At 65.5% G+C, this 22,689-nt stretch carries 26 protein-coding genes and 1 pseudogene; 13 read left to right on the top strand and 14 right to left on the bottom strand.

The window, feature by feature from the left end; translation table 11 throughout:
* The first annotated feature begins 10 nt into the window (after positions 1–10).
* Positions 11–301 carry a hypothetical protein gene (locus LIW51_RS02980; RefSeq protein WP_227375757.1) on the top strand — a complete coding sequence of 97 codons (291 nt, stop codon included), beginning with the start codon at positions 11–13 and terminating at the stop codon, positions 299–301.
* A gap of 5 nt (positions 302–306) precedes the next feature.
* Entirely contained in the window at positions 307–606 is a 300-nt protein-coding gene (locus tag LIW51_RS02975) for a M23 family metallopeptidase (RefSeq protein WP_255767016.1), read from the top strand.
* Between the two features lie 93 nt (positions 607–699).
* On the opposite strand, the gene LIW51_RS02970 is transcribed toward LIW51_RS02975, so the two are convergent.
* Positions 700–855, bottom strand: a complete 156-nt coding sequence (locus LIW51_RS02970) for a hypothetical protein (RefSeq protein ID WP_227375755.1) — start codon at positions 853–855, stop codon at positions 700–702.
* Between the two features lie 243 nt (positions 856–1,098).
* Between LIW51_RS02970 and LIW51_RS02965 the strand changes: the two genes are divergently transcribed.
* Entirely contained in the window at positions 1,099–1,713 is a 615-nt protein-coding gene (locus LIW51_RS02965) for a TMEM175 family protein (RefSeq protein WP_227375754.1), read from the top strand.
* A 55-nt stretch (positions 1,714–1,768) separates the two neighbouring features.
* On the opposite strand, the gene LIW51_RS02960 is transcribed toward LIW51_RS02965, so the two are convergent.
* On the bottom strand, positions 1,769–2,785 hold the full coding sequence (locus tag LIW51_RS02960) for an NADP-dependent oxidoreductase (protein ID WP_227375753.1): 1,017 nt from the start codon (positions 2,783–2,785) through the stop codon (positions 1,769–1,771).
* Between the two features lie 176 nt (positions 2,786–2,961).
* On the opposite strand from LIW51_RS02960, the gene ubaA reads away from it, so the two are divergent.
* Both ubaA and LIW51_RS02950 read left to right on the top strand, forming a co-directional pair.
* Positions 2,962–3,780 carry an SAMP-activating enzyme E1 gene (ubaA, locus tag LIW51_RS02955; protein WP_227375752.1) on the top strand — a complete coding sequence of 273 codons (819 nt, stop codon included), beginning with the start codon at positions 2,962–2,964 and terminating at the stop codon, positions 3,778–3,780.
* 225 nt (positions 3,781–4,005) lie between these two features.
* Positions 4,006–5,010 (top strand): hypothetical protein, encoded by a 1,005-nt coding sequence (locus LIW51_RS02950; protein WP_227375751.1) that lies wholly within the window; start codon positions 4,006–4,008, stop codon positions 5,008–5,010.
* Positions 5,011–5,032: 22 nt separating this feature from the next.
* Here the strand turns inward: LIW51_RS02950 and LIW51_RS02945 are convergent, their stop codons facing one another.
* From LIW51_RS02945 to LIW51_RS02930, 4 genes are all read right to left on the bottom strand, one after another.
* Complete coding sequence (locus LIW51_RS02945; protein ID WP_227375750.1) at positions 5,033–5,545, bottom strand: winged helix-turn-helix transcriptional regulator; 513 nt, start codon at positions 5,543–5,545, stop codon at positions 5,033–5,035.
* Complete coding sequence (locus LIW51_RS02940; RefSeq protein ID WP_227375749.1) at positions 5,542–5,865, bottom strand: DUF7471 family protein; 324 nt, start codon at positions 5,863–5,865, stop codon at positions 5,542–5,544. Before LIW51_RS02940 ends, LIW51_RS02945 begins: the two co-directional genes overlap by 4 nt.
* A gap of 28 nt (positions 5,866–5,893) precedes the next feature.
* Positions 5,894–6,544, bottom strand: coding sequence for a DsbA family oxidoreductase (locus tag LIW51_RS02935; RefSeq protein ID WP_227375748.1), 651 nt, complete (start codon positions 6,542–6,544; stop codon positions 5,894–5,896).
* 73 nt (positions 6,545–6,617) lie between these two features.
* A complete protein-coding gene (locus tag LIW51_RS02930; RefSeq protein ID WP_227375747.1) occupies positions 6,618–7,688 on the bottom strand; it encodes a guanosine monophosphate reductase in 1,071 nt (356 codons plus the stop codon).
* A 197-nt stretch (positions 7,689–7,885) separates the two neighbouring features.
* Between LIW51_RS02930 and mutS the strand changes: the two genes are divergently transcribed.
* Positions 7,886–10,462, top strand: coding sequence for a DNA mismatch repair protein MutS (gene mutS / locus LIW51_RS02925; RefSeq protein WP_227375746.1), 2,577 nt, complete (start codon positions 7,886–7,888; stop codon positions 10,460–10,462).
* Between the two features lie 120 nt (positions 10,463–10,582).
* Here the strand turns inward: mutS and LIW51_RS02920 are convergent, their stop codons facing one another.
* From LIW51_RS02920 to LIW51_RS39000, 4 genes and pseudogenes are all read right to left on the bottom strand, one after another.
* Positions 10,583–11,119 carry a metallophosphoesterase family protein gene (locus LIW51_RS02920; RefSeq protein ID WP_227375745.1) on the bottom strand — a complete coding sequence of 179 codons (537 nt, stop codon included), beginning with the start codon at positions 11,117–11,119 and terminating at the stop codon, positions 10,583–10,585.
* A 182-nt stretch (positions 11,120–11,301) separates the two neighbouring features.
* Positions 11,302–12,036, bottom strand: coding sequence for an endonuclease NucS (nucS, locus tag LIW51_RS02915; protein WP_438267364.1), 735 nt, complete (start codon positions 12,034–12,036; stop codon positions 11,302–11,304).
* A gap of 41 nt (positions 12,037–12,077) precedes the next feature.
* Positions 12,078–12,479, bottom strand: coding sequence for a DUF6735 family protein (locus tag LIW51_RS02910; RefSeq protein WP_368411763.1), 402 nt, complete (start codon positions 12,477–12,479; stop codon positions 12,078–12,080).
* A 67-nt stretch (positions 12,480–12,546) separates the two neighbouring features.
* Positions 12,547–12,591, bottom strand: a pseudogene (locus tag LIW51_RS39000) (DUF6735 family protein); the annotation flags it as partial.
* Between the two features lie 169 nt (positions 12,592–12,760).
* On the opposite strand from LIW51_RS39000, the gene LIW51_RS02905 reads away from it, so the two are divergent.
* On the top strand, positions 12,761–14,563 hold the full coding sequence (locus tag LIW51_RS02905) for a glycoside hydrolase family 15 protein (RefSeq protein ID WP_227375743.1): 1,803 nt from the start codon (positions 12,761–12,763) through the stop codon (positions 14,561–14,563).
* Here LIW51_RS02905 and LIW51_RS02900 read toward each other — a convergent pair.
* Positions 14,560–15,324: an NAD-dependent epimerase/dehydratase family protein gene (locus tag LIW51_RS02900; RefSeq protein WP_227376719.1), complete on the bottom strand. Its 765-nt coding sequence runs from the start codon at positions 15,322–15,324 to the stop codon at positions 14,560–14,562. The genes LIW51_RS02905 and LIW51_RS02900 overlap by 4 nt on opposite strands.
* A gap of 99 nt (positions 15,325–15,423) precedes the next feature.
* Here LIW51_RS02900 and LIW51_RS02895 point away from each other — a divergent pair, with 99 nt between their 5' ends.
* From LIW51_RS02895 to LIW51_RS02880, 4 genes are read left to right on the top strand one after another with little or no spacing between them, the layout of a single operon-like run.
* Positions 15,424–16,479: an AIR synthase family protein gene (locus tag LIW51_RS02895; RefSeq protein ID WP_227375742.1), complete on the top strand. Its 1,056-nt coding sequence runs from the start codon at positions 15,424–15,426 to the stop codon at positions 16,477–16,479.
* A 38-nt stretch (positions 16,480–16,517) separates the two neighbouring features.
* Complete coding sequence (locus LIW51_RS02890) at positions 16,518–17,531, top strand: AIR synthase family protein (RefSeq protein ID WP_227375741.1); 1,014 nt, start codon at positions 16,518–16,520, stop codon at positions 17,529–17,531.
* Positions 17,528–18,904 carry a bifunctional hydroxymethylpyrimidine kinase/phosphomethylpyrimidine kinase gene (gene thiD / locus LIW51_RS02885; RefSeq protein ID WP_227375740.1) on the top strand — a complete coding sequence of 459 codons (1,377 nt, stop codon included), beginning with the start codon at positions 17,528–17,530 and terminating at the stop codon, positions 18,902–18,904. The genes LIW51_RS02890 and thiD overlap by 4 nt, the downstream gene beginning before the upstream one ends.
* Positions 18,894–19,844: an LLM class flavin-dependent oxidoreductase gene (locus LIW51_RS02880; RefSeq protein ID WP_227375739.1), complete on the top strand. Its 951-nt coding sequence runs from the start codon at positions 18,894–18,896 to the stop codon at positions 19,842–19,844. Before thiD ends, LIW51_RS02880 begins: the two co-directional genes overlap by 11 nt.
* A 3-nt stretch (positions 19,845–19,847) precedes the next feature.
* On the opposite strand, the gene LIW51_RS02875 is transcribed toward LIW51_RS02880, so the two are convergent.
* Positions 19,848–20,117 (bottom strand): hypothetical protein, encoded by a 270-nt coding sequence (locus tag LIW51_RS02875; RefSeq protein WP_227375738.1) that lies wholly within the window; start codon positions 20,115–20,117, stop codon positions 19,848–19,850.
* On the opposite strand from LIW51_RS02875, the gene LIW51_RS02870 reads away from it, so the two are divergent.
* A complete protein-coding gene (locus LIW51_RS02870; protein ID WP_227375737.1) occupies positions 20,106–20,375 on the top strand; it encodes a hypothetical protein in 270 nt (89 codons plus the stop codon). The two genes, LIW51_RS02875 and LIW51_RS02870, sit on opposite strands and share 12 nt — an antisense overlap.
* 209 nt (positions 20,376–20,584) lie before the next feature.
* Here the strand turns inward: LIW51_RS02870 and LIW51_RS02865 are convergent, their stop codons facing one another.
* Positions 20,585–20,932, bottom strand: coding sequence for a four-helix bundle copper-binding protein (locus LIW51_RS02865; protein WP_227375736.1), 348 nt, complete (start codon positions 20,930–20,932; stop codon positions 20,585–20,587).
* Positions 20,933–20,974: 42 nt separating this feature from the next.
* A complete protein-coding gene (locus LIW51_RS02860; protein ID WP_227376718.1) occupies positions 20,975–22,165 on the bottom strand; it encodes an aryl-sulfate sulfotransferase in 1,191 nt (396 codons plus the stop codon).
* Positions 22,166–22,350: 185 nt separating this feature from the next.
* Here LIW51_RS02860 and LIW51_RS02855 point away from each other — a divergent pair, with 185 nt between their 5' ends.
* Positions 22,351–22,650, top strand: a complete 300-nt coding sequence (locus LIW51_RS02855; RefSeq protein ID WP_227375735.1) for a hypothetical protein — start codon at positions 22,351–22,353, stop codon at positions 22,648–22,650.
* Positions 22,651–22,689 lie beyond the last annotated feature (39 nt).

The raw sequence follows: 22,689 nt of genomic DNA, 5'->3' as shown, positions 1-22,689 counted from the left end.
CCGAGAACACGTGGGTTCGAACGGCCTCGGAACGGAAAACGGCATCCGGGCGACGGCGGAAAAGCACACCGGCGGCGGCATCGTCGACGGGCCGATAGACGAGGACGGGTTCAGATGGTGGCGATGCCAGAAGAACGGCGACGGCGACAACGGTCGGGTTTCCGGTTGGATACCGAACCGAAACTTCAACCCGGCGGACATCACCTACCCGTCCCTCGAGTACATCTCCTCGGACTACGACGACCGCGGCGGCCGCTACCATAGCGCCGTGGATATCGCCAACGACTACGGCAGCCGGTGAAGGCTGTGCTGAACAGTACGGCTTACAGAGCGTACGAGGAGGGCGGTTGCGGGAACTACATCTACATCGACCACGAAGACGGCTACCGGACGCTCTACTGCCACCTGCAGGGATTCAGCGTCTCCCACGGGGAGTACGTCGAACGGAACCAGCAGGTCGGAACGATGGGCAGTTCGGGCCACTCCTCGGGACCGCACGTCCACTTCGAGGTTAACCGAAACGGGAGCGAGGTGTACGTCGCCGGCAACACGGGCGACGAAGTTCACTCGGAGTCGGGCGTCGCGAAGAACTACGCCGACCTATAGCCCGAATTGGCGACGTTTCTCGCCGGTTCGTTTTTCCGCGTATCACCCGCCGAAACCGAAACCGAAATCGAAGCGCGACCGGCGCGCCCGGAGTCAGTCGTCCTCCTTCAGTTCCAGTTCGATCTCCGCGTCTCCCCCGAGTTCGATTTCCAACTCGAACGGCCCCCATTCGAACTCGAACTCGGCCAGTTTCGCGTCTATCTTCCACTGCATTTCGTTCACGACCTCTTCCCCCACCTGTAGTTTCATGCTGACCGACATGGGTACGACAGCGACACGGAAAATTCTTCGTGCTGCCGAGGGGCGGCTACGGACGGATCGTGCCGGCGGGCATCGAAGTACGGTACGGAAACGACGGAAGACTCCCCCGGAAAGGGATGCTTCGTCGTCGTTCCGACGACGTTCGTGGCCCCGGATGTGGAACCCCGTCGCCGAGCATCGAGCTCAGGCCCTGCACAATCAATATCAACGGGGAGATAGTTATCTAAATCGATGAGGGACTCGGGGGCGTCTGATCGACGGCGACTGGAAGGACTGGCTCGACTGTCGGGATTCAGCGACGGCGTTTTCGCAATCGCCATCACGCTGTTGATTCTGAACATCGAACTACCCGATTCGACCGCGTCGGCGACGGTCGGCATGCACCGGGTTCTCGAGGAGTGGCCGGATTTTCTGAGTTACGTCATCAGTTTTCTCGTCATCGGGAACTACTGGATCGTCCACCACAGCATCTTCGAGGACGTCAGGCGGTACGACCGAGGGCTTCTCTGGTTGAACATCATCTATCTCATGTTCATCGCGTTCATTCCGTTTTCGACCTCGCTGATCGGCGACTTCCCAGGCGGCTTTCCCGTGATGGTTTACGCAGGAACGCTCACGCTAACGGGCGTCGTTCTCTCCATCCTGTGGCGGTACGCGTGGTCGAACGACTTACTCGACGACGCGGTCGACGGGGAACGGATGCACGACGTCACCCTCAGCATTCTCACCCCGTCCGTCGTTTTCGCCGGGTCGGTTCTGATAGCCACCGTGAGCGCGCGGTTGGCGATGTACTCCTGGTTTCTCCTGTTTTTCGCCGACTCGATCCGAAAGCGATTGGTCGGATAGGAGGTGAAAGGCGGAATGCACGGGTATCCCGAAGGCGGTCGCCCGAACCGACTCGTCACTCCCCACGCTCGCCGACTTTCACCAGCTGCTTGCCAATGTTCTCGCCCTCGAACAGCCCCAAGAAGGCGTCGGGAGCGTTCTCCAAGCCCTCCGTCACGGTCTCGCGGTAGGCGAGTTCGCCCGACGAAATCCACTCGGCTAACTGCCGCGTCGCCTGCTCGAATCGGGGCGAGAAATCCCCGACGAGAAAGCCCTGGACTCGCGCTCGCTTCTCGATGAGTTTGCCGAGTTTGCGCGGCCCGGTCGGAACCGACTCCTCGTTGTAGAGCGCGATCTGCCCGCACACTGCGACTCGCGCGTCCACGTTCAGTTTCGAGAAAACGGCGTCGGTTATCTCGCCGCCGACATTGTCGAAGTAGGCGTCCACGCCGTCGGGCGCGGCCTCGTCCAAGGCGGCCCCGTAGTCGTCCGCGGATTCGTAGTTGATTCCGACGTCGAAGCCGCACTCCTCTTCGAGGAACGCGACTTTCTCGTCCGACCCGGCGAAGCCGACGACTCGCGCTCCCGAAAGCTTCGCTATCTGGCCCGCCACCGAACCGACCGCACCCGCCGCCCCGGAGATGACGACGGTGTCGCCCGCCATCGGTTCGACCACCTCGTGCATCCCGAAGTAGGCGGTTCTGCCGGGCATCCCGAGGACGCCGAGCGCGGTCGAAATCGGTGCGAGGTCGGGATTCACGGACTGGAGGGAACCGCCAGAAGCGGTGGCGTACTTCGCCCACTGGAGGTTTCCGGCGACCACGTCTCCCTCTTCGAAGCCCGCGCCGTTGGACTCGACGATTTCGCCGACGACGCCACCCTGAAGCGGTTCGCCGACGTCCCACGGTTCGGCGTAGGACTCGCCGGCGCGCATCCGCCCGCGCATGTACGGGTCGACCGAGAGGTACAGCGTTCGAACGAGCGCTTCGCCCGGCCCCGGTTCCGGTACGCTCTCCTCAACGAGTTCGAACGTATCGCGGTCGGGCGTTCCCTCGGGACGCTTCGACAATTGGAACTTGCGGTTGGTCGCCATGCGCGAACGTACAAACCCCTCGGACAAGGGTACTTCGGCAGAAGCCGCGTTTGCCGATTGTGCGGCGAGAAGACCGCCGCGGCCACGATGATTGCGAAAGCGTCGCCCGACGAACCGTCGTCGAGTCAGAAGATTCGAACCGCGGGTTTATAGCCCGATACCCCCAATCCGGAGCTATGAGCGGCCTCTCGCTCGACGCGACACAGCTCGACCGCTACTCACGGCACATCATCATGGACGAAGTGGGGCCGGAGGGTCAGAAGGCGCTCCTCGATTCCGCCGTCCTCGTCGTCGGCGCGGGCGGTCTCGGTGCACCCGCCATCGAGTATCTCGCGGCGGCGGGCGTCGGAACCCTCGGCATCGCGGACGACGACGCGGTGGAGCGAAACAACCTACAAAGACAGGTCATCCACGGCGACGACGACATCGGACGACCGAAAGTCGAGAGCGCGGCGGAGTTCGTCGCGGAACTGAACCCCGACGTGAGCGTCGAGACGCACGAACTGCGGGTCGAACCGGAGAACGCAGAAGAGCTCGTCGCGGACTACGATTTCGTCGTGGACGCGAGCGACAACTTCCGGACGCGCTACCTCGTCAACGACGTGTGTACGCTCACGGAGACGCCCTTCTCCCACGGCGCGATCTACAAGTTCGAGGGGCAGGTGACGACGTTCACCACGGACGGGCCGTGCTACCGATGTCTGTTCCCCGAAGCGCCGCCCGAGGGGATGGTCGCCGACTGCGCGACGACGGGCGTTCTCGGCGTGCTTCCGGGCACCGTCGGCTGTATCCAGGCGACCGAGACGGTGAAGTACCTCGTCGGAATCGGCGACGTGCTGGACGGTCGGATGCTGTTCTACGACGCGATGGATATGAGCTTCGAGGAAGTTGAGTTCCGGCGGAATCCGGACTGCCCAGTCTGCGGCGAGGACGCCATCGACTCCATCGAAGCGGTGGAGTACGCCGAAGAGTCTTGTGCGGTGCAAGCCGAGTGATTCGTTCGCACTCCGTCCTCGGCTGAGCGTGCTTTTTCCGGCGATTTTCGAAGGAAGTTTTCGAGCGAACGAATCCAGTGCATACATGACGACGAGGCGGCTAGAACTGACCATGGAATCGAATGTGGGGGCGTGGAGTAGCCGGATACTCGTCGCGCTGTCGGCGCTCGGGACGCTTCCGGTCGTCTCCGCCCACGGCGGAGGACACGCACCGCCGTATCCGCAGTGGCTCGCGCTGGTGGTTCTGTTCGCGGGCGTCGCGGTCGTCGGGGAAGCGTCCACCTCGGACGCACCGCGTGGGAACGGCGACGAACGCTCGCGCTCTGGGGCGTCTTCGCGGGGTTGTTCGTCACCGCCGCGGGCGCGGTCGGACTGGTGCAGCTGTCGCCGGTCGAAACGATTCGGGCGTCGCAGGCACCCCTCAGCAGGGAGTGGTATCAGCCGCTGACGCTGGCCGCCGGGACTGTGATCGCGGTCGGAAGCTTCGTCGCTGGCCGCCTGAAGTGGCCCAAACGCCCGCGCTACGCCGGACTCAGGATGGCGCTCGGCGCGTGGGTCGCCTACCCCGCGGCGATGGACGCGTTCGGCGCGCGAACGCATCCGCTGGGCTATCTGCTCGTCCTCGGCCTACCACTGGGTGTCGGATACCTCCACTGGCGCGACGCCCGCGAACCGCTGGCGTGGGTCACCCGCGACCGCCCCGCTCGGTGGTTCGGCGTCGGAACGGGCGTGCTCGCCGGACTCTTCTTCGCCTTCTCGATGGGGATGCTCACCTTCGTCCCGGAGCACGGCGTCGGCGTGCCGGAGGGAGCGTTCGTCGTAACGGCTCCGGTCGCCAATCCGATCGTCTACTGGACGGCATTGGAGTTCAGCTTCCCGCAGATTCCGTTCGCCTGCGTGTTCTCGCTCGGAATGCTGATCCAGATCGGGGTCGTCGCCGCGCTCGTCGGCCTGAACGGCGCGGTCATCGCCTACCAGTGGCAAGGTGGAACGAGAACCGGAACGACGGAGGTCACCTCCGGGACGGCGGCCGTCGCGGCTCCCAACGCCTGCTGTTGCTGCGGCCCCATCATCTCGGAACTCGCAGTGGTGTCAGTCGGACCGTCCGCGGCGGCACCGCTCTACTGGCTCTTTGTCGACCTCTCCTCGCCGGTCGGGGCGCTCTTTTTCGTCGCCAGCGTCGCCCTGCTTGCCGGGAATCTGGTGTGGTTCGGCGTCCAAAACAAGTAGTTCGATTCCGAGCGACTCAACGCTACTCGGACAGCAGGTCGTCCACGAGTCGCGTGAACCGGTCGACCATGCGCTCCGGAAACGACGGCGTGATGGCGGCCAGCAACCGAGCGGTCGCCTCGGGGCGAGTCGGGGCGAGCGTCACCCGATTTCTCGCGTCCCGCCGTTTCTCGACGAGGTCTTGTTCCACCAGATGCCCGACGTGCCATTCGAGCGTGCTCCGGGCGATGCCGATGTCGTCCGCGAGCGTCGCCGGTCGGGCCGTCTCGCGTTCCAACAGGGAGACGAGCACGTTGCGGGCGGTTTCGCGCCGGAGCAGGGCGAGCGCCGACCGCTCCCAGTCGTCGTACTCCGGCGGGTAGTAGTGCGTCTTGCCGTACAGGTGCTCGCTGGCGAGTCGGTTCTCGGAGAGCAAGTCCCGGAGGTGGTACTGCACTTGGCCGGGCGCGAGTTCCGACCGCCGGACGAGGTCGTTGAAGTGGACGCCGGGACGGGATTCGACCTGCTCTGCTATCCGGGTTCGCGTCTCGGTCATCGCGTTTCCACCGTCCTCGTGTAGTATACCGCTCCGACGAGTAGGGCGACGACGACCACGTCCAGCGCGTGCTCCGCGATGTGGTGCGTGCTCATGGCGAGATAGTCGGCGGTCGTCAGTCCCCCGACGACCGCCCGCCCCGCTAGCGCCGCGAACGCCAGCGTCACCAGCAGGTAGGGAAACGTGCGCCGTTGCCGGAACGCGACCAGCGCGAGCGCGAGGACGAGCGCCGACCCCAGCGCCGCCAGCGCGATGACGGTCGGAAGGAGCAAGTCGCTACCGGACGCGACGGCGTGAAGCGGTTGTGACGCGGCGGTCATCTGCTCCGAGGTTGGTGCTCGACGTACCTCAGAGGTTCGGTTCCGAACCCTCCACGAGTCGCCGGAGTTGGGCGGGCGGCACGGCACCCTGCGCGGCGAGCGGTCGGCCGTCCTCCTCGTAGACGAACGTCGGCACCGCCGAGACGCCGACTTCCTGCGCATCGTCGAACCGCTCCCGCAGTTCGGTTTTGAGTGTCTCGTCCGCTATCGCGGAACGGACCTCGTCGGGGTCGATGCCGACGCCTTCGGCGACATCGGCCAGCACGTCCGGGTCGTCGATGTCGCGGCCGTCCTGCCAGAGCGCGTCGAAGACAGCGTCGTGAAACGCTCGGAACGTCCCGTCGTTGTGCGTCCGACGGACGTAGAGGGCGGCTTGCTGCGCGTTCCACGAGTCCACTTCGCGCGCGAAGTCGAGGCTCATCTCGGCGTCGTAGCGTTCGGCGAGTTTTCTAACATTCTCGCGCACCTGCTCGAAGTACGCGTCGTCTTTTCCGTCGTCCGCGTCGTGGTCAATGCTCCCGTCCTCTTCCCGTTTGTTCCCCCGAAGGTCGTAGGCGTGCCACTCCACGTCGAGGGGGCCGTCGCGGGTTTCCCGGTAGTTTTCGAGGGAGGATTTTCCGAGGTAGCAGAACGGACAGATGTAGTCCGAGTAGACAGTCAGCGAATCGGTGTCGCTCATACCGGAACTACCGACTCCACGGATAAAAGCCACAGGACGGCGGAAGCGACCGCTGAGACCGGCTCGAAACGGTTCATCGCAACGGAGCCAACTCGGACTCCGGTTCTTCCTCGACCCCCACGAAGACCGAGTGCGCTCCCTCCCGCTCGCGGGCACCCGGCGCGACCCGGACGAACTCAGCGTTCTCGCGGGCCGCCTCGATGTCGTGGCCGCCGCAGTAGCTCAGCCCCGACCTGACACCCGCGAGGAAGGTGGCGACCTCGTCGGCGAGCGGTCCCGTGTACTCGGTCAGTCCCGCGATACCCTCGTCCGCGTCGGGCGTGAGGTCTTTGTCGGTGCGGTTCTCGTTCGCGGCGGTGGAGGCCATCCCCCGCGAGCGTTTGAACCTTCGACCGTCGACGGTGACCGTCTCTCCGGGTGCTTCGGCGGTTCCGGCGAAGAAACTGCCGAGCATCACGGTGTCGGCTCCGGCCATCAGCGCCTTCACCGCGTCGCCGGAGGTTCGGATGCCGCCGTCCGCGACGACGGTGATTCCGAGGTCGCGGGCCGTCTCCGCACAGTCGTCCACGGCGGTCAACTGCGGAACGCCCGCGCCGGCGACTCGGCGGGTCGTGCAGTGCGAACCGGGACCGACGCCGACTTTCACGCAGTCCGCCCCGGCCGAGTAGAGGTCTTCGACGGCCTCGGGCGTGACGACGTTTCCGGCGACCAGTTCGGCGTCGGGGAACCCCCGGTCGAGACGCGAGACGGCGTCCAGACAGCGTTCCATGTGGCCGTGCGCGACGTCGACCATCACGCAGTCCGCGCCCGCTTCGAGCGTGGCCTCCGCCCGGTCGACGAACTCCTCGTCGATGCCGACGGCGGCGCCGACTCGTCCGCCCGCCTCCTTGACCGCTCGTACCTGTCCGGCCTGTTCGTCGACGCTCAAGAAGCGATGAATCGTACCGAGACCCCCCATCTCCGAAAGTTCGGTGGCGAGGTTCGCCTCGGTGACGGTGTCCATCGGCGCGCTCAGAAGCGGCGCTTCGAGGTCGAGGTCGGGCGTGAGCCTCGTTGAGAGCGAGACGTCGCTTCGACTATCGACCGGAGAGCGTTGCGGAATCAGCAGTACGTCGTCGTACGAGAGACCGGTCCTGATATCCATCGGTAACCTTCCCTTCCGAGTGACCGACGCTACTTAACTTCACTGGAAGCCCCCGGCTTCATCGACACCGAACTCCCTCGACTCCCGAACCACCTCGCCCACCCGAACAACGCGGGTGCGCCGAACACCTGACCACGGCCCACCTCGACCGATTCGATTCCGGACGCTTATTGCCGCGCAAGCACTGGGTTTCTCGCATGGACGCGGCGCTAGGGGCACCCGAGAAGATGGCCGAACACAGTGAGGAGCTGACGCCGATGATGCGTCAGTACTTCGAGCTGTGTCGGCAGTACGAGGACTCGCTGGTGCTGTTTCAGGTAGGCGATTTCTACGAGACGTTCTGCGAGGCCGCGGAGCGAACCTCCCGCTTGCTGGAGATCACGCTCACGAAGCGCGAGGATAGCACCGGAACATACCCGATGGCGGGCATCCCCATCGACAACGTCGAATCGTACATTGAGCCGCTCCTCGATGCGGGCTACCGCGTCGCCGTCGCGGATCAGGTCGAAGACCCCGCGGATGCGTCCGGCGTGGTCGAGCGCGCCGTCACGCGGGTCGTCACGCCAGGCACGCTCACCGAGGACGAACTGCTCCACACCGACGATAACAACTTCGTCGCCTGTCTCACACGCGACGACGGCTACGGCCTGGCCGTGCTCGACGTTTCCACCGGCGATTTCTACGCGACGACGGTCGAAACGGAGGGTGCAGTCCGCGACGAAGTAGGTCGCTTCGCCCCCAGGGAGGCCATCGTCGCTCCCGGCGCACCCGAATCGCCGTTTGACGCCGCCTGCATGGTCACCGGGTACGACAAGTCGGCCTTCGACGTCGACAGCGCGGGCGACCTCGTCGCAGACTACTTCGGCCCGCCGGAACGCCTCCTCGCCACCGACGCCGAGGTTCGTGCCTGCGGCGCGCTCCTCGCGTACGCCGAGTACGTCCGCGGCGGCGAGGATGGTCACCTCGACTACCTCAACCACCTCACACGCTACGACCCCCGGTCGTACATGCTGTTGGACGCCGTCGCGCTCACGAGCCTCGAACTGTTTGAACCGCGAGCCGTCCACGGACAGGAGGACGCCACACTCGTCGGCATCCTTGACGAAACCGCTTGCGCGCTCGGCGGGAGAAAACTGAAGGACTGGCTCCGCAGACCCCTGCTCGAACGCGACCGAATCGAAGCGCGACTCGACGCCGTCGAGGAGTGGACGACGCGCGTCCAAGCGCGCGAGGAGGTACACGACCTTTTGCGGGACGTGTACGACATCGAGCGCCTCATCTCCCGCGTCGCTCGCGGTCGGGCGAACGCCCGCGACCTGCGCTCGCTGAAGGAGACGCTCGACGTGGTGCCGCGCGTCGCGGAGGCGATGGCCGACGTGGAGTCGGAGAAACTGACCATCCTCCACGAGAATCTGGACGAGATGGCCGACGTGCGCGACCGAATTGGGCGCGCCGTCTGCGACGAACCGCCCATCGAGGTCACCGAGGGCGGCGTCATCAGATCGGGCTACGACGACGAACTCGACCGGCTCCGAGAGACGGAGCGGTCGGGAAAAGCGTGGATAGACGACCTCGAAGAGACCGAGCGCGAGCGGACCGGAATCGGGTCACTCAAAGTCGGTTACAATCAGGTACATGGCTACTACATCGAGGTGACAGACCCGAACCTCGACAAAGTGCCCGAGGATTACACCCGTAGACAGACGCTCAAGAACTCGGAGCGGTTCTACACGCCGGAACTCAAGGAGCGCGAGGACGAGATCGTCCGAGCCGAACAGCGCGCCGACGACCTCGAATACGAGTTGTTCCGCGAGGTGCGCGAGGCGGTCGCCGAGGAGTCCGAGCGAGTGCAGGCGCTCGCGGACACGCTGGCCGAACTCGACGTGCTCGTCGCGCTCGCGGAGGTCGCCGCGAAACACGGCTACTCGCGCCCCGAAATCGGCGGCGAGGGCGTCGACGTTCGGAACGGCCGGCATCCGGTGGTCGAGCGAACCGAAACGTCGTTCGTCCCGAACGACACGCACCTCGACCGCGACACGCTCGCCGTCATCACCGGCCCGAACATGGCCGGGAAGTCGACGTACATGCGGCAGGTCGCGCTCATCACCCTGCTCGCGCAGGTCGGTAGCTTCGTCCCCGCCGACGAAGCCCGGACCGAGTTGGTCGACCGCATCTTCACCCGCGTCGGCGCGAGCGACGACATCGCGGGCGGGAGGTCGACGTTCATGATCGAGATGACCGAACTCTCGGATATCCTCCGAAACGCGACGGAGCGGTCGCTCGTCCTGCTGGACGAAGTGGGTCGCGGCACGAGCACGACCGACGGGTTCGCCATCGCCCGGGCGGTGACGGAGTACGTCCACGACGAACTCGGCGCGAAAACTCTGTTCGCCACCCACCACCACGACCTCACCGCCGTCGCGGACGAGTTACCGAACGCCCTCAACCTCCACTTCGGCGCGACGGAACGCGACGGCGAAGTCGTCTTCGAACACAGCGTCGAACCGGGTGCGACGACAGCGTCCTACGGCGTCGAAGTCGCGCAAGTCGCGGGTGTTCCAGAGTCGGTCATCCGACGGTCGAAGGAACTGCTTAAAGCGGAGCACGACGGAGCCGAACCCGGTCGGGCCGAAGACGGGGACGAAGCCCTCTCACCGACCCCCAATGCGGCGACGGAGGACGCGCTCGCCGAACTGAAGCGCACGAGCGTCGCCGACACGACGCCGCTGGAAGCGTTGCAACTGCTTGACCGATTGAAACAGCAGCTAGAGTAACTCGCGTCAGGCGAATCGTTCCGTCGCCCTGAGCGCGACGAGGTGGAGGACGAGAAATCGATTCACGTTTCGTCTGATTAACTAGTGTCTTACACTGCTTTTCCGTGATTTACGGCTATCTCAGGCTTCGTGGAGGGTCACGCTCAGGTCATCGTCGGCGACTTCCACGGTCATCATCGTCGCGCCCTCGGCCCGCCCGACTCCCGTGGCCGACCCCGGATTCAACAACCGAACGCCGTCGTGAACCGTATCCTCGACTTCGTGAGTGTGGCCGCCGATCCCGACCATCGGCTCGTCGGCCCTCGCCCGGGTCGCGTCGGCGACGGCGTCCAACCAATCGTCGCGGTTCATGACGACCCCCTCCGAACTGGACACCGCACTATCGACGACGTTGACGATACCGTGCACGACGACGAACGTCACGCCACCGACCTCGACCGACGCCACCGCCGGGAGGTCGACGTCGTTCGGGTCCGCATTTCCGTAAACGGCGGTCAAATCCGAGGCGAGTGCTCGCACGTCGGCGAGAGCGTCTTTCGAACCGAAGTCTCCGGCGTGGACGACGCAATCGGCCTCCCGAACGCGCCGACGGAAATCGTCCGGAATTCGTTGCTCTTGTTCGGGGATATGCGTGTCGGAGAGGATTGCGACTTCCATAGAACGATGTGTCCCCTAATTGATTAGTATCTTGCGAACGGTAACTCGGCTAGTCGAGACCGACGAGACGATGTCCCCTCGTAGTAACCGTAACGCGACGCTATCGACCTGCAGTGCGAAGCCTTTCCGTCCGCTTCCAGCGTTGCCACTGGCCGCGCCCGCTTGCGATGGCTCGACAGACCCTATGGTTCAAGAGAGACGAACTCCAACCCGCTTTCTGCGAGCATGTTCCGGGCGCGTTCGGTCACCGACGGGGCGATCAACACGCCTCGTATCTCCGCTCCCGCGTGGAGGTCTCGCCGGAGCGCGTCCATGTACCGCCGGAGTTGGCCGACCGCGTCCGGCCCGACGCGCCTGCGCTTGAGTTCGACGACCATCGTGGTTCCGACGGCGTCTTTTCCGTAGATGTCGATGGCTCCGGCGGCGGTCTCGCGCTCGGTCGCCAGCGGCGTGAACCCCTCCTCCACGAGGTCGGGGTCGTCCAAGATGCGCCGACGGAGGTCTTCCTCGGTTCCGGCGAGCGAGAGTTCCTTCGCGTCGGCCACGTCGAACGCCGACACCTGCGTCACGCGCTCGAAGTGAACCTTCAGCGACTCCTCCGGGTTCGGCCTGTGACTCGTGACGAGCAGTCGCTCGTCGTTCAGTTCGGGGTCGAATGTCCCGCCCGGCGGTTGCCAGTTGACCGGTTTCTGTCCCTCCTCGGTGTGGACGAGCGCGGTTCCGTCGGGTTTGAGCACGAGAAGTCGGTCGCCCGACCCGAGGTAGCTCTCGGCCCGTCCGTCGTACTCGACGGTACAGCGACCGAACAGGGTCACGAGGTCGCCCCGTGCGAGCGCCGCCTCGATGTGGACTAGCGCCTCGCGGTGCGTCGGTGACAGGAGTGTGGCGGGTTCTCCCCTACCGTCCGTCTGCGTCACTACCGTTTGATAGTCGGCGACCGGATAAAAACCGACCGCCGTCAGACCATCGAGACCACCTCCCGGTGGTCGCCCGCCCACTCGGCGACGCGATCGTCGAGGTAGTCGGTCGATTCGCGTTCGTCTACGGCACCTCGGCGAACCATATCCCGAACCACCGCTCGCGTGGCGCGAAACCACCGTCGCACGTGCGCCGCGTCCCGGTCGTCGCAGATGGCGACAAGCGCGCCTACGTCGGTGTCGGAATCTCCGTCGGCGACGGGCGCCGAACCGAACCAGAGCGGGAGATACGCTGTGGCGACCCACGCGAGCGAGACGACGTAGAACGCTTCGAACTGCCGGTAATCGAAGGTCGCGGCGTCCTCGAACGAAAGCGCGGTCGCCTCCGGAGCGGGTTCGACGGCGGGCGTCCATCGGTCGCCGGTGTCGTCGGCGAAAGGCATCTCCGGCGCGATTCGATGGCGGAGCGAGAAGGACGTGACTCCCCCAGTGCGCGTAGTGACGGTCGTAGCGTCCGTCCGGTCGCTCGTAGGCGACGAGTGCTCGGTGTCCCACGGGTAGTCCGCAGTGGTTCCGGTTTCGGTTATAAACGTTCGCGTCGGCGGCGGAAGTCGAACCGCAGAAACGTTCCGTGCGACGAACGCCCGTAACACTGAACCGAGCGTTTCCACAATAATTTAATCGTGCGCTTCGACGGAGCTACCTCGGCCAGAACATCTCCAGTATGACTCGCTATCGTCCGCTAAAACGATACGGTATCGTTGGAAATCTCGAAACGAGCGCGCTCGTGAGCGACGAAGGGAGCGTCGACTGGCTCCCGCTCCCGCACGTCGAATCGCCGAGCGTCTTCGCCAAGATCCTCGACGCCGAGGACGGGGGGCGATTCCAACTGTGTCCCTCCGAACCGTTCGACTCCCGGCAGTCGTATCTGGTTCGGACGAACGTCCTCCGAACCTCGTTCGAGACCGACTCCGGCACGGTCAGTATTCTGGATTTCATGCCGATTTGGGAAGACGAGAGGGAGCGGGCGCTCTACCGCAAGGTGGAGAGTGTCGAAGGGAGCGTCGACCTCGAACTCACGTTCAGGCCGCGATTTGACTACGCGCGGGCGGACACGGACGTTCGGACGACCGACGACGGCGTTCGCGCCGCCGGTGACGGTGACCAACTCTATCTGACGGGAGACGCGTCGTTCGACGTGAACGGGGCCGACGCGCACGCGACCTGCACGCTCTCCGAGGACGAGACGCGCTGGTTCGTGTTGCGACACGACGAGGAACCCGACGCGACCGACGAGGAGCGCGAGCGAAAACTGAACGAAACCGTCGACTACTGGCGGGAGTGGTCGCACGACTGTCCGAACGGGTGTATCTTCGACGGGGCGGATCACGACCTCGCCGTTCGCTCCGGGCTGGTGCTCAAACTCCTGACGCACCACGAGACGGGGGCGATCTGCGCCGCGCCGACAGCGTCGCTTCCGGAGGACGTGGGCGGCGTTCGCAACTGGGACTACCGGTACAACTGGATTCGAGACGCCGCGTTCACGATTCAGGCGCTGGCGAATCTCGGTCACTTCTCCGAAGCGGAGGCATACGTCGAGTGGTTCCTCGACCTCTGTCGGGACGTGCCGCCGGAGGAGATGCAACCGCTGTACGGGCTACACGGAAACCCGAACCTCGAAGAGGAGATTCTCGAAGGGCTATCGGGTTATCGGGGCTCTGACCCCGTCCGCATCGGAAACGCGGCGAAAGACCAACGACAGCTCGACGTGTTCGGCGAACTCCTCTTGGTTATCCACGAGACGAGCGACGGAAGCAGCTTCGACGGAGACGACTGGAATTCGATTCGGCGTATCGTCGATTACGTCTGCGACGTTTGGGACGAACCGGACGCGGGAATCTGGGAAGTTCGCGGCGGCCCCCGTCACTTCGTCCACTCGAAGGTGATGTGCTGGGTCGCGCTTGACCGCGGCCTGAAGATGGCGGACGAGTGGGTGTTCGACGCGCCGCGCACCCGCTGGCGGGACGTACGCGAAGAGATACGAGAATCGGTGCTAGAACGCGGCTACGACGACGAAATCGGTAGCTTCACGCAGTCGTTCGACGGAACAGCGCTGGACGCCACGGGACTGCTCATCCCCCTCGTCGGCTTCCTCCCGTTCGAGGACGAGCGCGTGCAAGGAACCATCGACGCCATCCGCGACCGCCTCGAAACCGACGGCCTCGTCCATCGGTACGACGGCAAAGACGGATTACCGGGTGACGAGGGCACGTTCGTCTTCTGTTCGTTCTGGCTGGTGTCCGTTCTAGCGCTGTCGGGGCGCGTCGAGGAGGCGCGCGAAGTGTACGACGTGGTTCGTTCGCACGCTAGTCAGCTCGGGCTGCTCGCGGAGGAGATCGACCCGGAGACGGGGCGACAGCTCGGGAACTTCCCGCAGGCGTTCAGCCACGTCGGACTCGTCAACGCCGCGGTGTATCTGAAGACGATGGAAGAGGAAGAAGCCGAATCGGAGCCAGTCGGCGCTTAGTCGAGGACTTCGGAGGCGTTGTCCCGCGGTTGGTAGCCGAGCGCCCGTTCGGTCTCGAGAATCGAGAGGAATCGGTCGTCGTTGCGCGAGATGGCGTGAACGGTGACGACCCGCTCGGGAAGCGACGCGGTCGATGCAACGCGGATCACGTCTCGGCAGTCGCAGGGGCTGAGCCACATTGCGCGAGCGAATCTGGCGTGTTCCGGCGACCCGTCCTGCTCCTCGCGGAGGTCGTCTTCCGAGAGAAGCCAGCCGATTCTGAGGTTGACGACTTCGATTCCGTGACGGTCGGCGTAGTAGCTGCCGAGCGCCTCTCCGGTTACTTTGCTCACGCCGTAGTAGGAGTCCGGGCGCGGCGGGTCGTCCGGGTAGACGGGGTGGGCGTCCCCGGTGACCATCGTTTCGGTCTCCGCTGGGTCGTCGGCGTTGTACATCCCCATCGCATGGTTCGAGGACGCGAAGACGACGCGGTCGATATCGTGCTCACGGGCGGCCTCGAAGACGTTTCGCGTCCCCTCGACGTTCACGTCCACGGTGCTTCGCCAGTCGGCCTCCGGCGACGGGTTCGCGGCGAGGTGAACGACCACGTCGTGGCCCGAGAGCACGTCGGCGAGCGCGTCGTAGTCGGTCACGTCGCACACTTCGCCGTCGATGTCCTCGTGCTCGCTGTGCGTGACGGGCGTCACGTCGTAGCCTTCGAGGGCGGCGAGCGATTCGCGCCCGACGTTGCCCGCCGCGCCGGTCACGGCGATTCTCGTCATGTCGGGGAGATGGGCGTCCGGCGACGTATAAGTCCCGGCCACCCGACATCCCGCCGGGCGAACCACCACCGATTTGTGCCACCGGGGGATATCCCGAGTATGACCGACCTCGGGAAGGTAGACTGCGACTTCTTCGACGAACACATCTATCCCCACCTCGGGGCGGAGCGCGACGACGTGGCGCTCGGGCCGCGGCACGGCGTCGATTTCGGCGTCATCGAAGTCGGCTCGATAGCCGATCAGACGCAGTCCGATGACGGTATCGAACTCGGCCAGCGAGTCGTCGCCCTCGCCACCGACCCGCTCTCTATCCTCCCCGGACTCGGCTTCGAACGCGCCGCGTGGTTCGCGTTCCACGTCGTCATGAGCGACGTGGCGGTTAGCGGCCTGCGACCAACGCACCTCGCGGTGGACTTCAACCTCCCGCCCGAGATAACGGACGAAGAGTTTGAGACCATCTGGGAAACGTTCGACCGCGAGGCCCGCGAGTTGGGCGTCAGCATCGTCACCGGCCACACCGCCCGGTACTCGGGCTGTCGATATCCGTGGGTCGGCGGCGCGACGACGCTCGCGGTCGGCGACCGTGAGAATCTCGTGCGCCCCGACGGGGCGCACCCCGGCGACCGCGTCCTCGTCACGAAAGGGCCGGGCATCGAGGCCGCGGGCTTTCTCGTCACCCTGTTCGAGGAGCAGGTCGAACTCCCGAAAGATACCGTCGAGAGCGCCAAAGACAGGTTCTACGATATGAGTCCGGTCGAGGACGCGCTCGTCGCCGCGGAGGCGGGGGCGGTCACCGCGATGCACGACGCCACGGAGTGTGGGATTCACGGCGCGCTCGTCGAGATGGCGCGGGCCGCAGGGGTTCAGTTCGACGTATCACACGAAGGCGTGCCCGTCCTGCCGGGCGTGCTGGAAGCCTGCGAGTTCTTCGACATCGACCCGTGGGAATCGACGACCGAAGGAACCCTACTCCTGACCGTCGCGCCCGAGGGCGTGGACGACGTGCTTGCGGGGCTGACCGACGCCGGAATTCCGGCGGCCGAAATGGGTACGGTGCGCGAGGGCGATGGGGTGTACGTCGATACGAACCGAATCGAACATCCCGACGTCGACCCCTCGTGGCAGGTGTTCGCCGAGTACGCAGACCGGGAGTAAACACCATTGGTAAGTACGACCGAGTAATAATCCCGCACATGAGTAACCTCGGCAAAGTAGACAGAGAGTTCTTCGAGGAGTACATCTACCCCCACCTCGGGGCAGAGCGCGACGACGTGGCGCTCGGGCCGCGGCACGGCGTCGATTTCGGCGTCATCGAGGTCGGCGAAAAAGCGATCGTGACGGCGACCGACCCCATCTTCGTCATGCCCTCGCTCGGTTTCGAGCGCGCCGCGTGGTTCGCGTTCCACGTCGTCATGAGCGACGTGGCGGTTAGCGGCCTGCGACCAACGCACCTCGCGGTGGACTTCAACCTCCCGCCCGAGATAACGGACGAAGAGTTTGAGACCATCTGGGAAACGTTCGACCGCGAGGCCCGTGAGTTGGGCGTCAGCATCGTCACCGGCCACACCGCCCGATACGCCGGTTGCAACTACCCGATGGTCGGCGGGGCGAACGCGATGGCCGTCGGCGACCGCGCAGATATCGTGCGCCCCGACGGAGCGCTCCCCGGCGATCGCGTCCTCGTCACGAAGGGGCCCGCGGTGGAGGCGGTCGGCCTGCTTTCCATCCAGTTCGAGGAACTGCTTGAACTGCCCGACGAGACCGTCGAGGAGGCGAAAGCACGATTCTACGACATGAGTCCGGTCGAGGACGCGCTCGTCGCCGCGGAGGCGGGGGCGGTCACCGCGATGCACGACGCGACCGAAGGAGGCGTTCACGGTGCACTGGTCGAGATGGCTCGCGCGGGCGGCGTCCGACTCGACGTGTCCCGCGATTCGATTCCCGTCCTGCCGGGCGTGCTGGAAGCCTGCGAGTTCTTCGACATCGACCCATGGTCGTCCATCAGCGAAGGGACGCTCCTGCTCTCGGTCGCGCCCGAGGACGCCGACGACGTGCTCGCGGCGCTTTCCGACGCCGACGTTCTCGCCGCCGACATCGGGGAAGTCGGCGAAGGAGAGGGCGTCACGGTCGACGGGGAACGCATCGAACATCCCGAGGAAGACCCCTTCTGGGGAACGTTCGAGGAGTTCATGGGGCGATTGGAATGACCCGCGAACCCGCCCCCGTCGAGTTGCCCGTCGCGCTGACCATCGCCGGAAGCGACTCCGGCGGCGGTGCGGGCGTCCAGGCCGACCTGAAAACGATGGAGGCCCACGGGGTGTTCGGCACGAGCGTCCTCACCAGCGTCACGGCCCAGAACACGCGCGGCGTCGAGCGAGCGTTCACGCTCCCAGTCGACGAAATCGAGGCGCAGTGTTCCGCCGTCCTCTCGGACTTCGACGTTCAAGCGGTCAAGACCGGCATGCTCGCGGAAGCCCCGGTCGTGCGAAGCGTCGCGGAGCAGGTGGAATCGCTCGACGCGCCGGTCGTCGTCGACCCCGTGATGGTCGCTGCGTCGGGCGACCGACTGCTCGACTCAGAGGGCGAGGAGGCCTACGAATCGCTCCTCGACCGCGCGGCGCTGGTGACGCCCAACGCCGACGAAGCCGAGGTGTTGACCGGCGTGCTGCCGGAAGACGACGACAGCGCGCGCGAGGCGGCCGACGCGCTGCTCGACCTCGGTGCCGACGCCGCGCTAGTGAAGGGCGGCCACATCCCCGGCGCGACGGTTCGGGACGTGCTAGTGACCGACGAGGAGATCGAGATCTTCGAACACGACCGGGTCGAGACAGACGCGACGCACGGGTCGGGGTGCACCTTGGCCAGCGCGATCGCCGCCCGACTCGCGCACGGCGACGACATCCGCGACGCGGTCGCCGCCGCCACGGGGTTCATGGAGCGCGCGGTGCGCTACTCGCTCGACGTCGGAGAGGGGCCGGGGTCGGTTCACCACCTCGCCGCGCTCCGAGAGCGAGCGGACCGTCATCCCACCGCGGAGGCGGTCGAGGGCGTCGTCCGGTCGTTCGTCGAACGGAACGTGAGCACCCTCGTACCCGAGGTCGGGATGAACGTGGTCGGCGCGACACGGTACGCCGAGCGGGTCGGCGAAACCGCCGCGGTCGAAGGACGAATCACCCGTACGATGTCGGGCGTAAACCCGAATCGCGGCGTTCGCTTCGGCGCGTCGAGCCACGTCGCCCGATTCCTGCTCGCGGCGCGCGAGTTCGACCCCGACCTGCGGTTCGCCGTCAACTGTCGGTTCGACGACGACGTGGAGGGCGCGCTTTCGGCGCTCAACGGTGAAATCTCTGAGTTCGACCGCGGTGCGGAGCCCGAGGGCGTGAAAGCGCAGGAAGGGAGCACGATGCAGTGGGGTGCGAGAAAGGCGTTCGAGTCGACGGGCGAGACACCCGTGGCGATAATCGACCGCGGCGAAGTCGGGAAGGAAGCCATCGTGAAATTACTTGCGGAAGACGCCGAGACGCTGCAACGGCGGACGTTCGCGGTGCTCTCCGCGTTAGGGGGCCAGCATGAGGGCTGACGTCGGCGTCATCCTCCCGCAGTACGGTCACGACTACGACGCCATTCGCGACGCGGCGACCGCCGCCGAACGTCACGGGTACGACGGCGTCTGGCTCGAAGACCACTTCCAGTCGTGGATCGGCGACCCGGAGCGGGACGCCTACGAGTGCTGGACGACGCTGTCGGCGCTCGCGGAAGCGACCGAGCGGATACGGATCGGGTCGCTCGTCACCTGTCAGGCGTACCGCCATCCGTCCCTGTTGGCGAAGATGGCCGCGAGCGTCGACCGCGCGAGCGACGGTCGCCTCGACCTCGGCCTCGGCGCGGGGTGGTATGAGGCGGAGTTCAACCGGTTCGGCTACGAGTTCCGCGAACCGCCTGCCGAGCGCATCGAGCGGCTGCGGGAGACCGTCGAGGTACTGCGCGGACTCTGGACGAACGAGACGTACACCCATCACGGGGAGCACTTCGACCTCGACGGGGCGTTCTGTCGCCCCAAGCCGGTACAGGAGCCGCATCCGCCCGTCTGGATCGGCGGCGGAGGCGAGCAGTTCACGCTCCGGTACGCGGCCGAACTCGCCGACGGGTGGAACTACGGCACCCTCGACCCGGAGGGGTTCGCGGAGAAACTCGCGGTGCTCCGAGACCACTGCGAGGACGACGAGCGGTACCGCGACATCACGAAATCCGCGGAGCTGTTCGCGTTCGTCGCCGACGACCGCGAGGCGGCCGAGCGAAAGCGCGAGCGGTTCGCCGACCAGTATCTTCCCGAGGAGCCGAGCGAACCGTGGGAGTTCTTCCTCGCGGGGTACCTCAACACGGCACTCGTCGGAACGCCCGACAACGTTCGCGGGCAGTTAGAGCGATACGAGAACGTCGGCATCGAGTCGTTCATGCTGAGCATCCCCGACGCTCCCGACGACGACAGTCTGGCCCTCCTGGCGGAGACGGTAGTTTGACGCTCAGTCGTCCAGCCAGTTGTAACAGTGAAACGTCTCGCGATCGGTCGTCAGCATCTCGACGGGGACGAATCCCACTCCGCCGCGAGCGCCGACCTTCGACTTCTCGGGGTCGCCCGCGACGAATATCGGTTTCGCGCGCAGTTCAAACGTCACCTCGAGATCGCCGACCCCGTCCTCGCCGGGGTCGAACGACATCCGAACTCCCGACGCGCCGACGCCGAACGTGACGTAGCCCTCCGGCGATTCGACCGCGACATCGTGGCTCGCCATCCCGCCGGCGAGGTCGTCCAACCAGTCGGCCATCCCCTCGCGGTCGAGGTCGGCTTCGAGGTCGAACGACCCGTCGGCGGCGATTCCTCCGCCCTCGAAGACGAACTCGGGCTAGCAGAGGTCTTCGAGCGGGAGGGCGTGATCGTCGTCGGAACTCCCCTCGCGGTCGGCGCACGCTTCGCGCCCGTTGGTCATAGTTCGGACAGGAAACCGGGAGTACATTATGCTACCGGGAATCCGCAGTACCGGAGACGATGAGGGAGACGGGCATCGAACGCGGCGAACCGACGGAGAGAAGACGGGATTTCCCGACCGGAACCAAACGAAGTATTTTATCCGCGGTCATCGTCTAGAGCGTCGCGGTCACGCTCTCCCTGAGCGCGCTCGGGGGTGTCGTGTTCTTCGCGCCCGCACTCGTCACCAGGGTCGCCTTACTCACCGTTGCGACGGTGTGACGAACGACCGACTTACGACGCGATCATGTTCCGACAGCTTTCGGCGCACGCTTCGAGCACGTCGGCGCAGACCTGACAGTGCTCGGCGTCGTGACGTGAACACTCCTCGGCGCACTCCTCGCACGCGCCCGCGCAGGCTTCCGCGAGTTCCTCGCTGTAGTTCGAGTTCCGCACCATGAACCGGGCGTGGAGGGTGGTGAGGTCGGCCGCGTCGCGGCAGAGCCGGAGACACTCGGCCATCTCCTCGCCTTCGCCGGCGCACTCGTCGGCACACCACTCGCAGGCTTGTGCGGCCTCGAAGCAGTTGTCTACGCAGTCGGCCATCTCGTCGGACAGGTGGTCGATCTCTTGGAGCGCCATATCCGGAGGAACGACGGCCTCACCGGAAGAAGCCGTGGTTGCTCACTCAGCCCTTTTTTCAGTTCCGGTGACGAACAGTCCGAGTCCGGCGAGGAACGTCACCGACGCGACGGAGCCGACCGCGAGGTGCCAGCCCGCCAGCCAGTAGGGGAGTTCGACGACGTGCCGGGCGCTGGCGAGCAGGTAACTGAATACGGGGAGTTTCGTCGTCCGCTCGCCGAGGTCGCCCTCCGAGTCGTAGGGCGCTCCGGCGGGATACTCGCCAGGGACGCGATCCGCCTCGTACGGAACCGTGGGGACGCGGGCGCTCCAGACCATCGTCCCGGACTCGTTCAGTTCCACGACGCGGTTGTTCCGACTGTCGGTGACGAGCGTGTTGCCGTTCGGCAGGCGGTCAGCGTCGCGGGGCCAGTCGAACGCGATGCCGCCCGCGCCGCGCGCCTGCCATGCGACCCGCCACTCGCCGCCCTCCCGGTGAAGTTCGACCACCCTATCGTTCTCAGAGTCGGCGACGAGGACGGCGTCCTCGGCGAGCCACTGCGGGTTGTGCTGGTTGTTCAGCACGGTCGGGTCGCGGTTCTCGTTTATCACCTCTACGACGCCCTTTCCGCGCTCGACGACGACGAGCTGGTTTGCGTTTCTGACGCTGACGAGGTAGCGTCCCTCGCCGATTCTATCCACGTCGTTGATGTGGAGCCAGTCGGTCTTCGTGGGGTCGGGCGGCGCGTCGTAGAACTCGCTCGCGTTCCATTGCCAGGTTATCGTCCCGTTTCGTGCGACCGTGAACACTCGTTCCCCGTCCATGTCCGCGATCAGCAGTTCGCCGGAGGGGAGGAATTCGGCGTCGTGAACCTCGCTGTTCAGGCTCGTCCGAACGGGAAACGACCACTCGAAGACGACGTGTGGCTCGGGGGTCGGGTCGATGATTCGAACGCCGGTTCGCACGCAGGGAGATTCGTACCGGCCACAGTCGCGGTAGCCTCGAGCCGCGAACGAGGCGAGGACGGAGCCGTTCGGAAGCCGGGACACGTCATGGTAGCTGACGGCGTTCCCGTAATCCCAGCGCTCTCGTCCGCGGGTGTCGAGAACGGCGACGCGACCCTTCGTCGTCGTGGACTGGACGCCGACGATGGTTTCGCCTTCGGTATCGCTCAGGGCGGTGTTCGAGATCGGCGGAGCGACGGCGGCGCTGGCGACGAGAACGAGCGCGAAGCCGAGGACGGCGAACCCCATCAACCGGACGCCGAGTCCGCGCCGCGACCGAGGAACCACGGAGACCACGTGCTGGCGGTGGAACGTCGCCGGGGAACAAAACCGTGCCGGCCGCGGATTCGAACGTTCTCGGTTCGACGAGTCGCTTCCGCACGAGAACTCAGCAAAAGTAACATTTTAGCCGACGCGTCGCCGTTCGAACGGTAGTGCTCGAAGGATTGCAGCAAGAACTCGAACTCGTCGCCCGAACGGTCGAACTCCTCCAACTGGTCGAAGCGGAAGAACCGCTCGGCACCCGACACACCTCCACGATAACCGATTACCCCAAACACCGAGTCAGACGGTCGTTCCAGCTACTCGAAGCGGAAGGACTGTTGCGGCCGACCGACGACGGTGCGGTCACGACCGACCGAGCCGCGACGTTCCTCGCTCGGTTCGACGACGACATCGACTCGCTGAAGACGACCGTCGAGGAACTCGCCGCGGTCGTGGACGACCCGCGATAGTGACCGCTCTCGTCCGAGCAGGACGCGACCGTCGCCGCG

The sequence above is a fragment of the Haladaptatus halobius genome (assembly GCF_020618475.1).
GTDB lineage: Archaea > Halobacteriota > Halobacteria > Halobacteriales > Haladaptataceae > Haladaptatus > Haladaptatus halobius.
Note: the sequence above shows the minus strand (reverse complement) of the source record. Positions and strands in the feature narration are given on the sequence as shown.

Bases quoted from the DNA above. Each gene is read 5' to 3' on its own strand.
- LIW51_RS02970 (WP_227375755.1), bottom strand. From the start codon at position 855: ATGAAACTACAGGTGGGGGAAGAGGTCGTGAACGAAATGCAGTGGAAG.
- LIW51_RS02965 (WP_227375754.1), top strand. From the start codon at position 1,099: ATGAGGGACTCGGGGGCGTCTGATCGACGGCGACTGGAAGGACTGGCT.
- LIW51_RS02960 (WP_227375753.1), bottom strand. From the start codon at position 2,785: ATGGCGACCAACCGCAAGTTCCAATTGTCGAAGCGTCCCGAGGGAACG.
- ubaA (WP_227375752.1), top strand. From the start codon at position 2,962: ATGAGCGGCCTCTCGCTCGACGCGACACAGCTCGACCGCTACTCACGG.
- LIW51_RS02945 (WP_227375750.1), bottom strand. From the start codon at position 5,545: ATGACCGAGACGCGAACCCGGATAGCAGAGCAGGTCGAATCCCGTCCC.
- LIW51_RS02940 (WP_227375749.1), bottom strand. From the start codon at position 5,865: ATGACCGCCGCGTCACAACCGCTTCACGCCGTCGCGTCCGGTAGCGAC.
- LIW51_RS02935 (WP_227375748.1), bottom strand. From the start codon at position 6,544: ATGAGCGACACCGATTCGCTGACTGTCTACTCGGACTACATCTGTCCG.
- LIW51_RS02930 (WP_227375747.1), bottom strand. From the start codon at position 7,688: ATGGATATCAGGACCGGTCTCTCGTACGACGACGTACTGCTGATTCCG.
- mutS (WP_227375746.1), top strand. From the start codon at position 7,886: ATGGACGCGGCGCTAGGGGCACCCGAGAAGATGGCCGAACACAGTGAG.
- LIW51_RS02920 (WP_227375745.1), bottom strand. From the start codon at position 11,119: ATGGAAGTCGCAATCCTCTCCGACACGCATATCCCCGAACAAGAGCAA.
- LIW51_RS02910 (WP_368411763.1), bottom strand. From the start codon at position 12,479: ATGCCTTTCGCCGACGACACCGGCGACCGATGGACGCCCGCCGTCGAA.
- LIW51_RS02905 (WP_227375743.1), top strand. From the start codon at position 12,761: ATGACTCGCTATCGTCCGCTAAAACGATACGGTATCGTTGGAAATCTC.
- LIW51_RS02900 (WP_227376719.1), bottom strand. From the start codon at position 15,324: ATGACGAGAATCGCCGTGACCGGCGCGGCGGGCAACGTCGGGCGCGAA.
- LIW51_RS02895 (WP_227375742.1), top strand. From the start codon at position 15,424: ATGACCGACCTCGGGAAGGTAGACTGCGACTTCTTCGACGAACACATC.
- LIW51_RS02890 (WP_227375741.1), top strand. From the start codon at position 16,518: ATGAGTAACCTCGGCAAAGTAGACAGAGAGTTCTTCGAGGAGTACATC.
- thiD (WP_227375740.1), top strand. From the start codon at position 17,528: ATGACCCGCGAACCCGCCCCCGTCGAGTTGCCCGTCGCGCTGACCATC.
- LIW51_RS02880 (WP_227375739.1), top strand. From the start codon at position 18,894: ATGAGGGCTGACGTCGGCGTCATCCTCCCGCAGTACGGTCACGACTAC.
- LIW51_RS02875 (WP_227375738.1), bottom strand. From the start codon at position 20,117: ATGGCGAGCCACGATGTCGCGGTCGAATCGCCGGAGGGCTACGTCACG.
- LIW51_RS02865 (WP_227375736.1), bottom strand. From the start codon at position 20,932: ATGGCGCTCCAAGAGATCGACCACCTGTCCGACGAGATGGCCGACTGC.
- LIW51_RS02860 (WP_227376718.1), bottom strand. From the start codon at position 22,165: ATGGGGTTCGCCGTCCTCGGCTTCGCGCTCGTTCTCGTCGCCAGCGCC.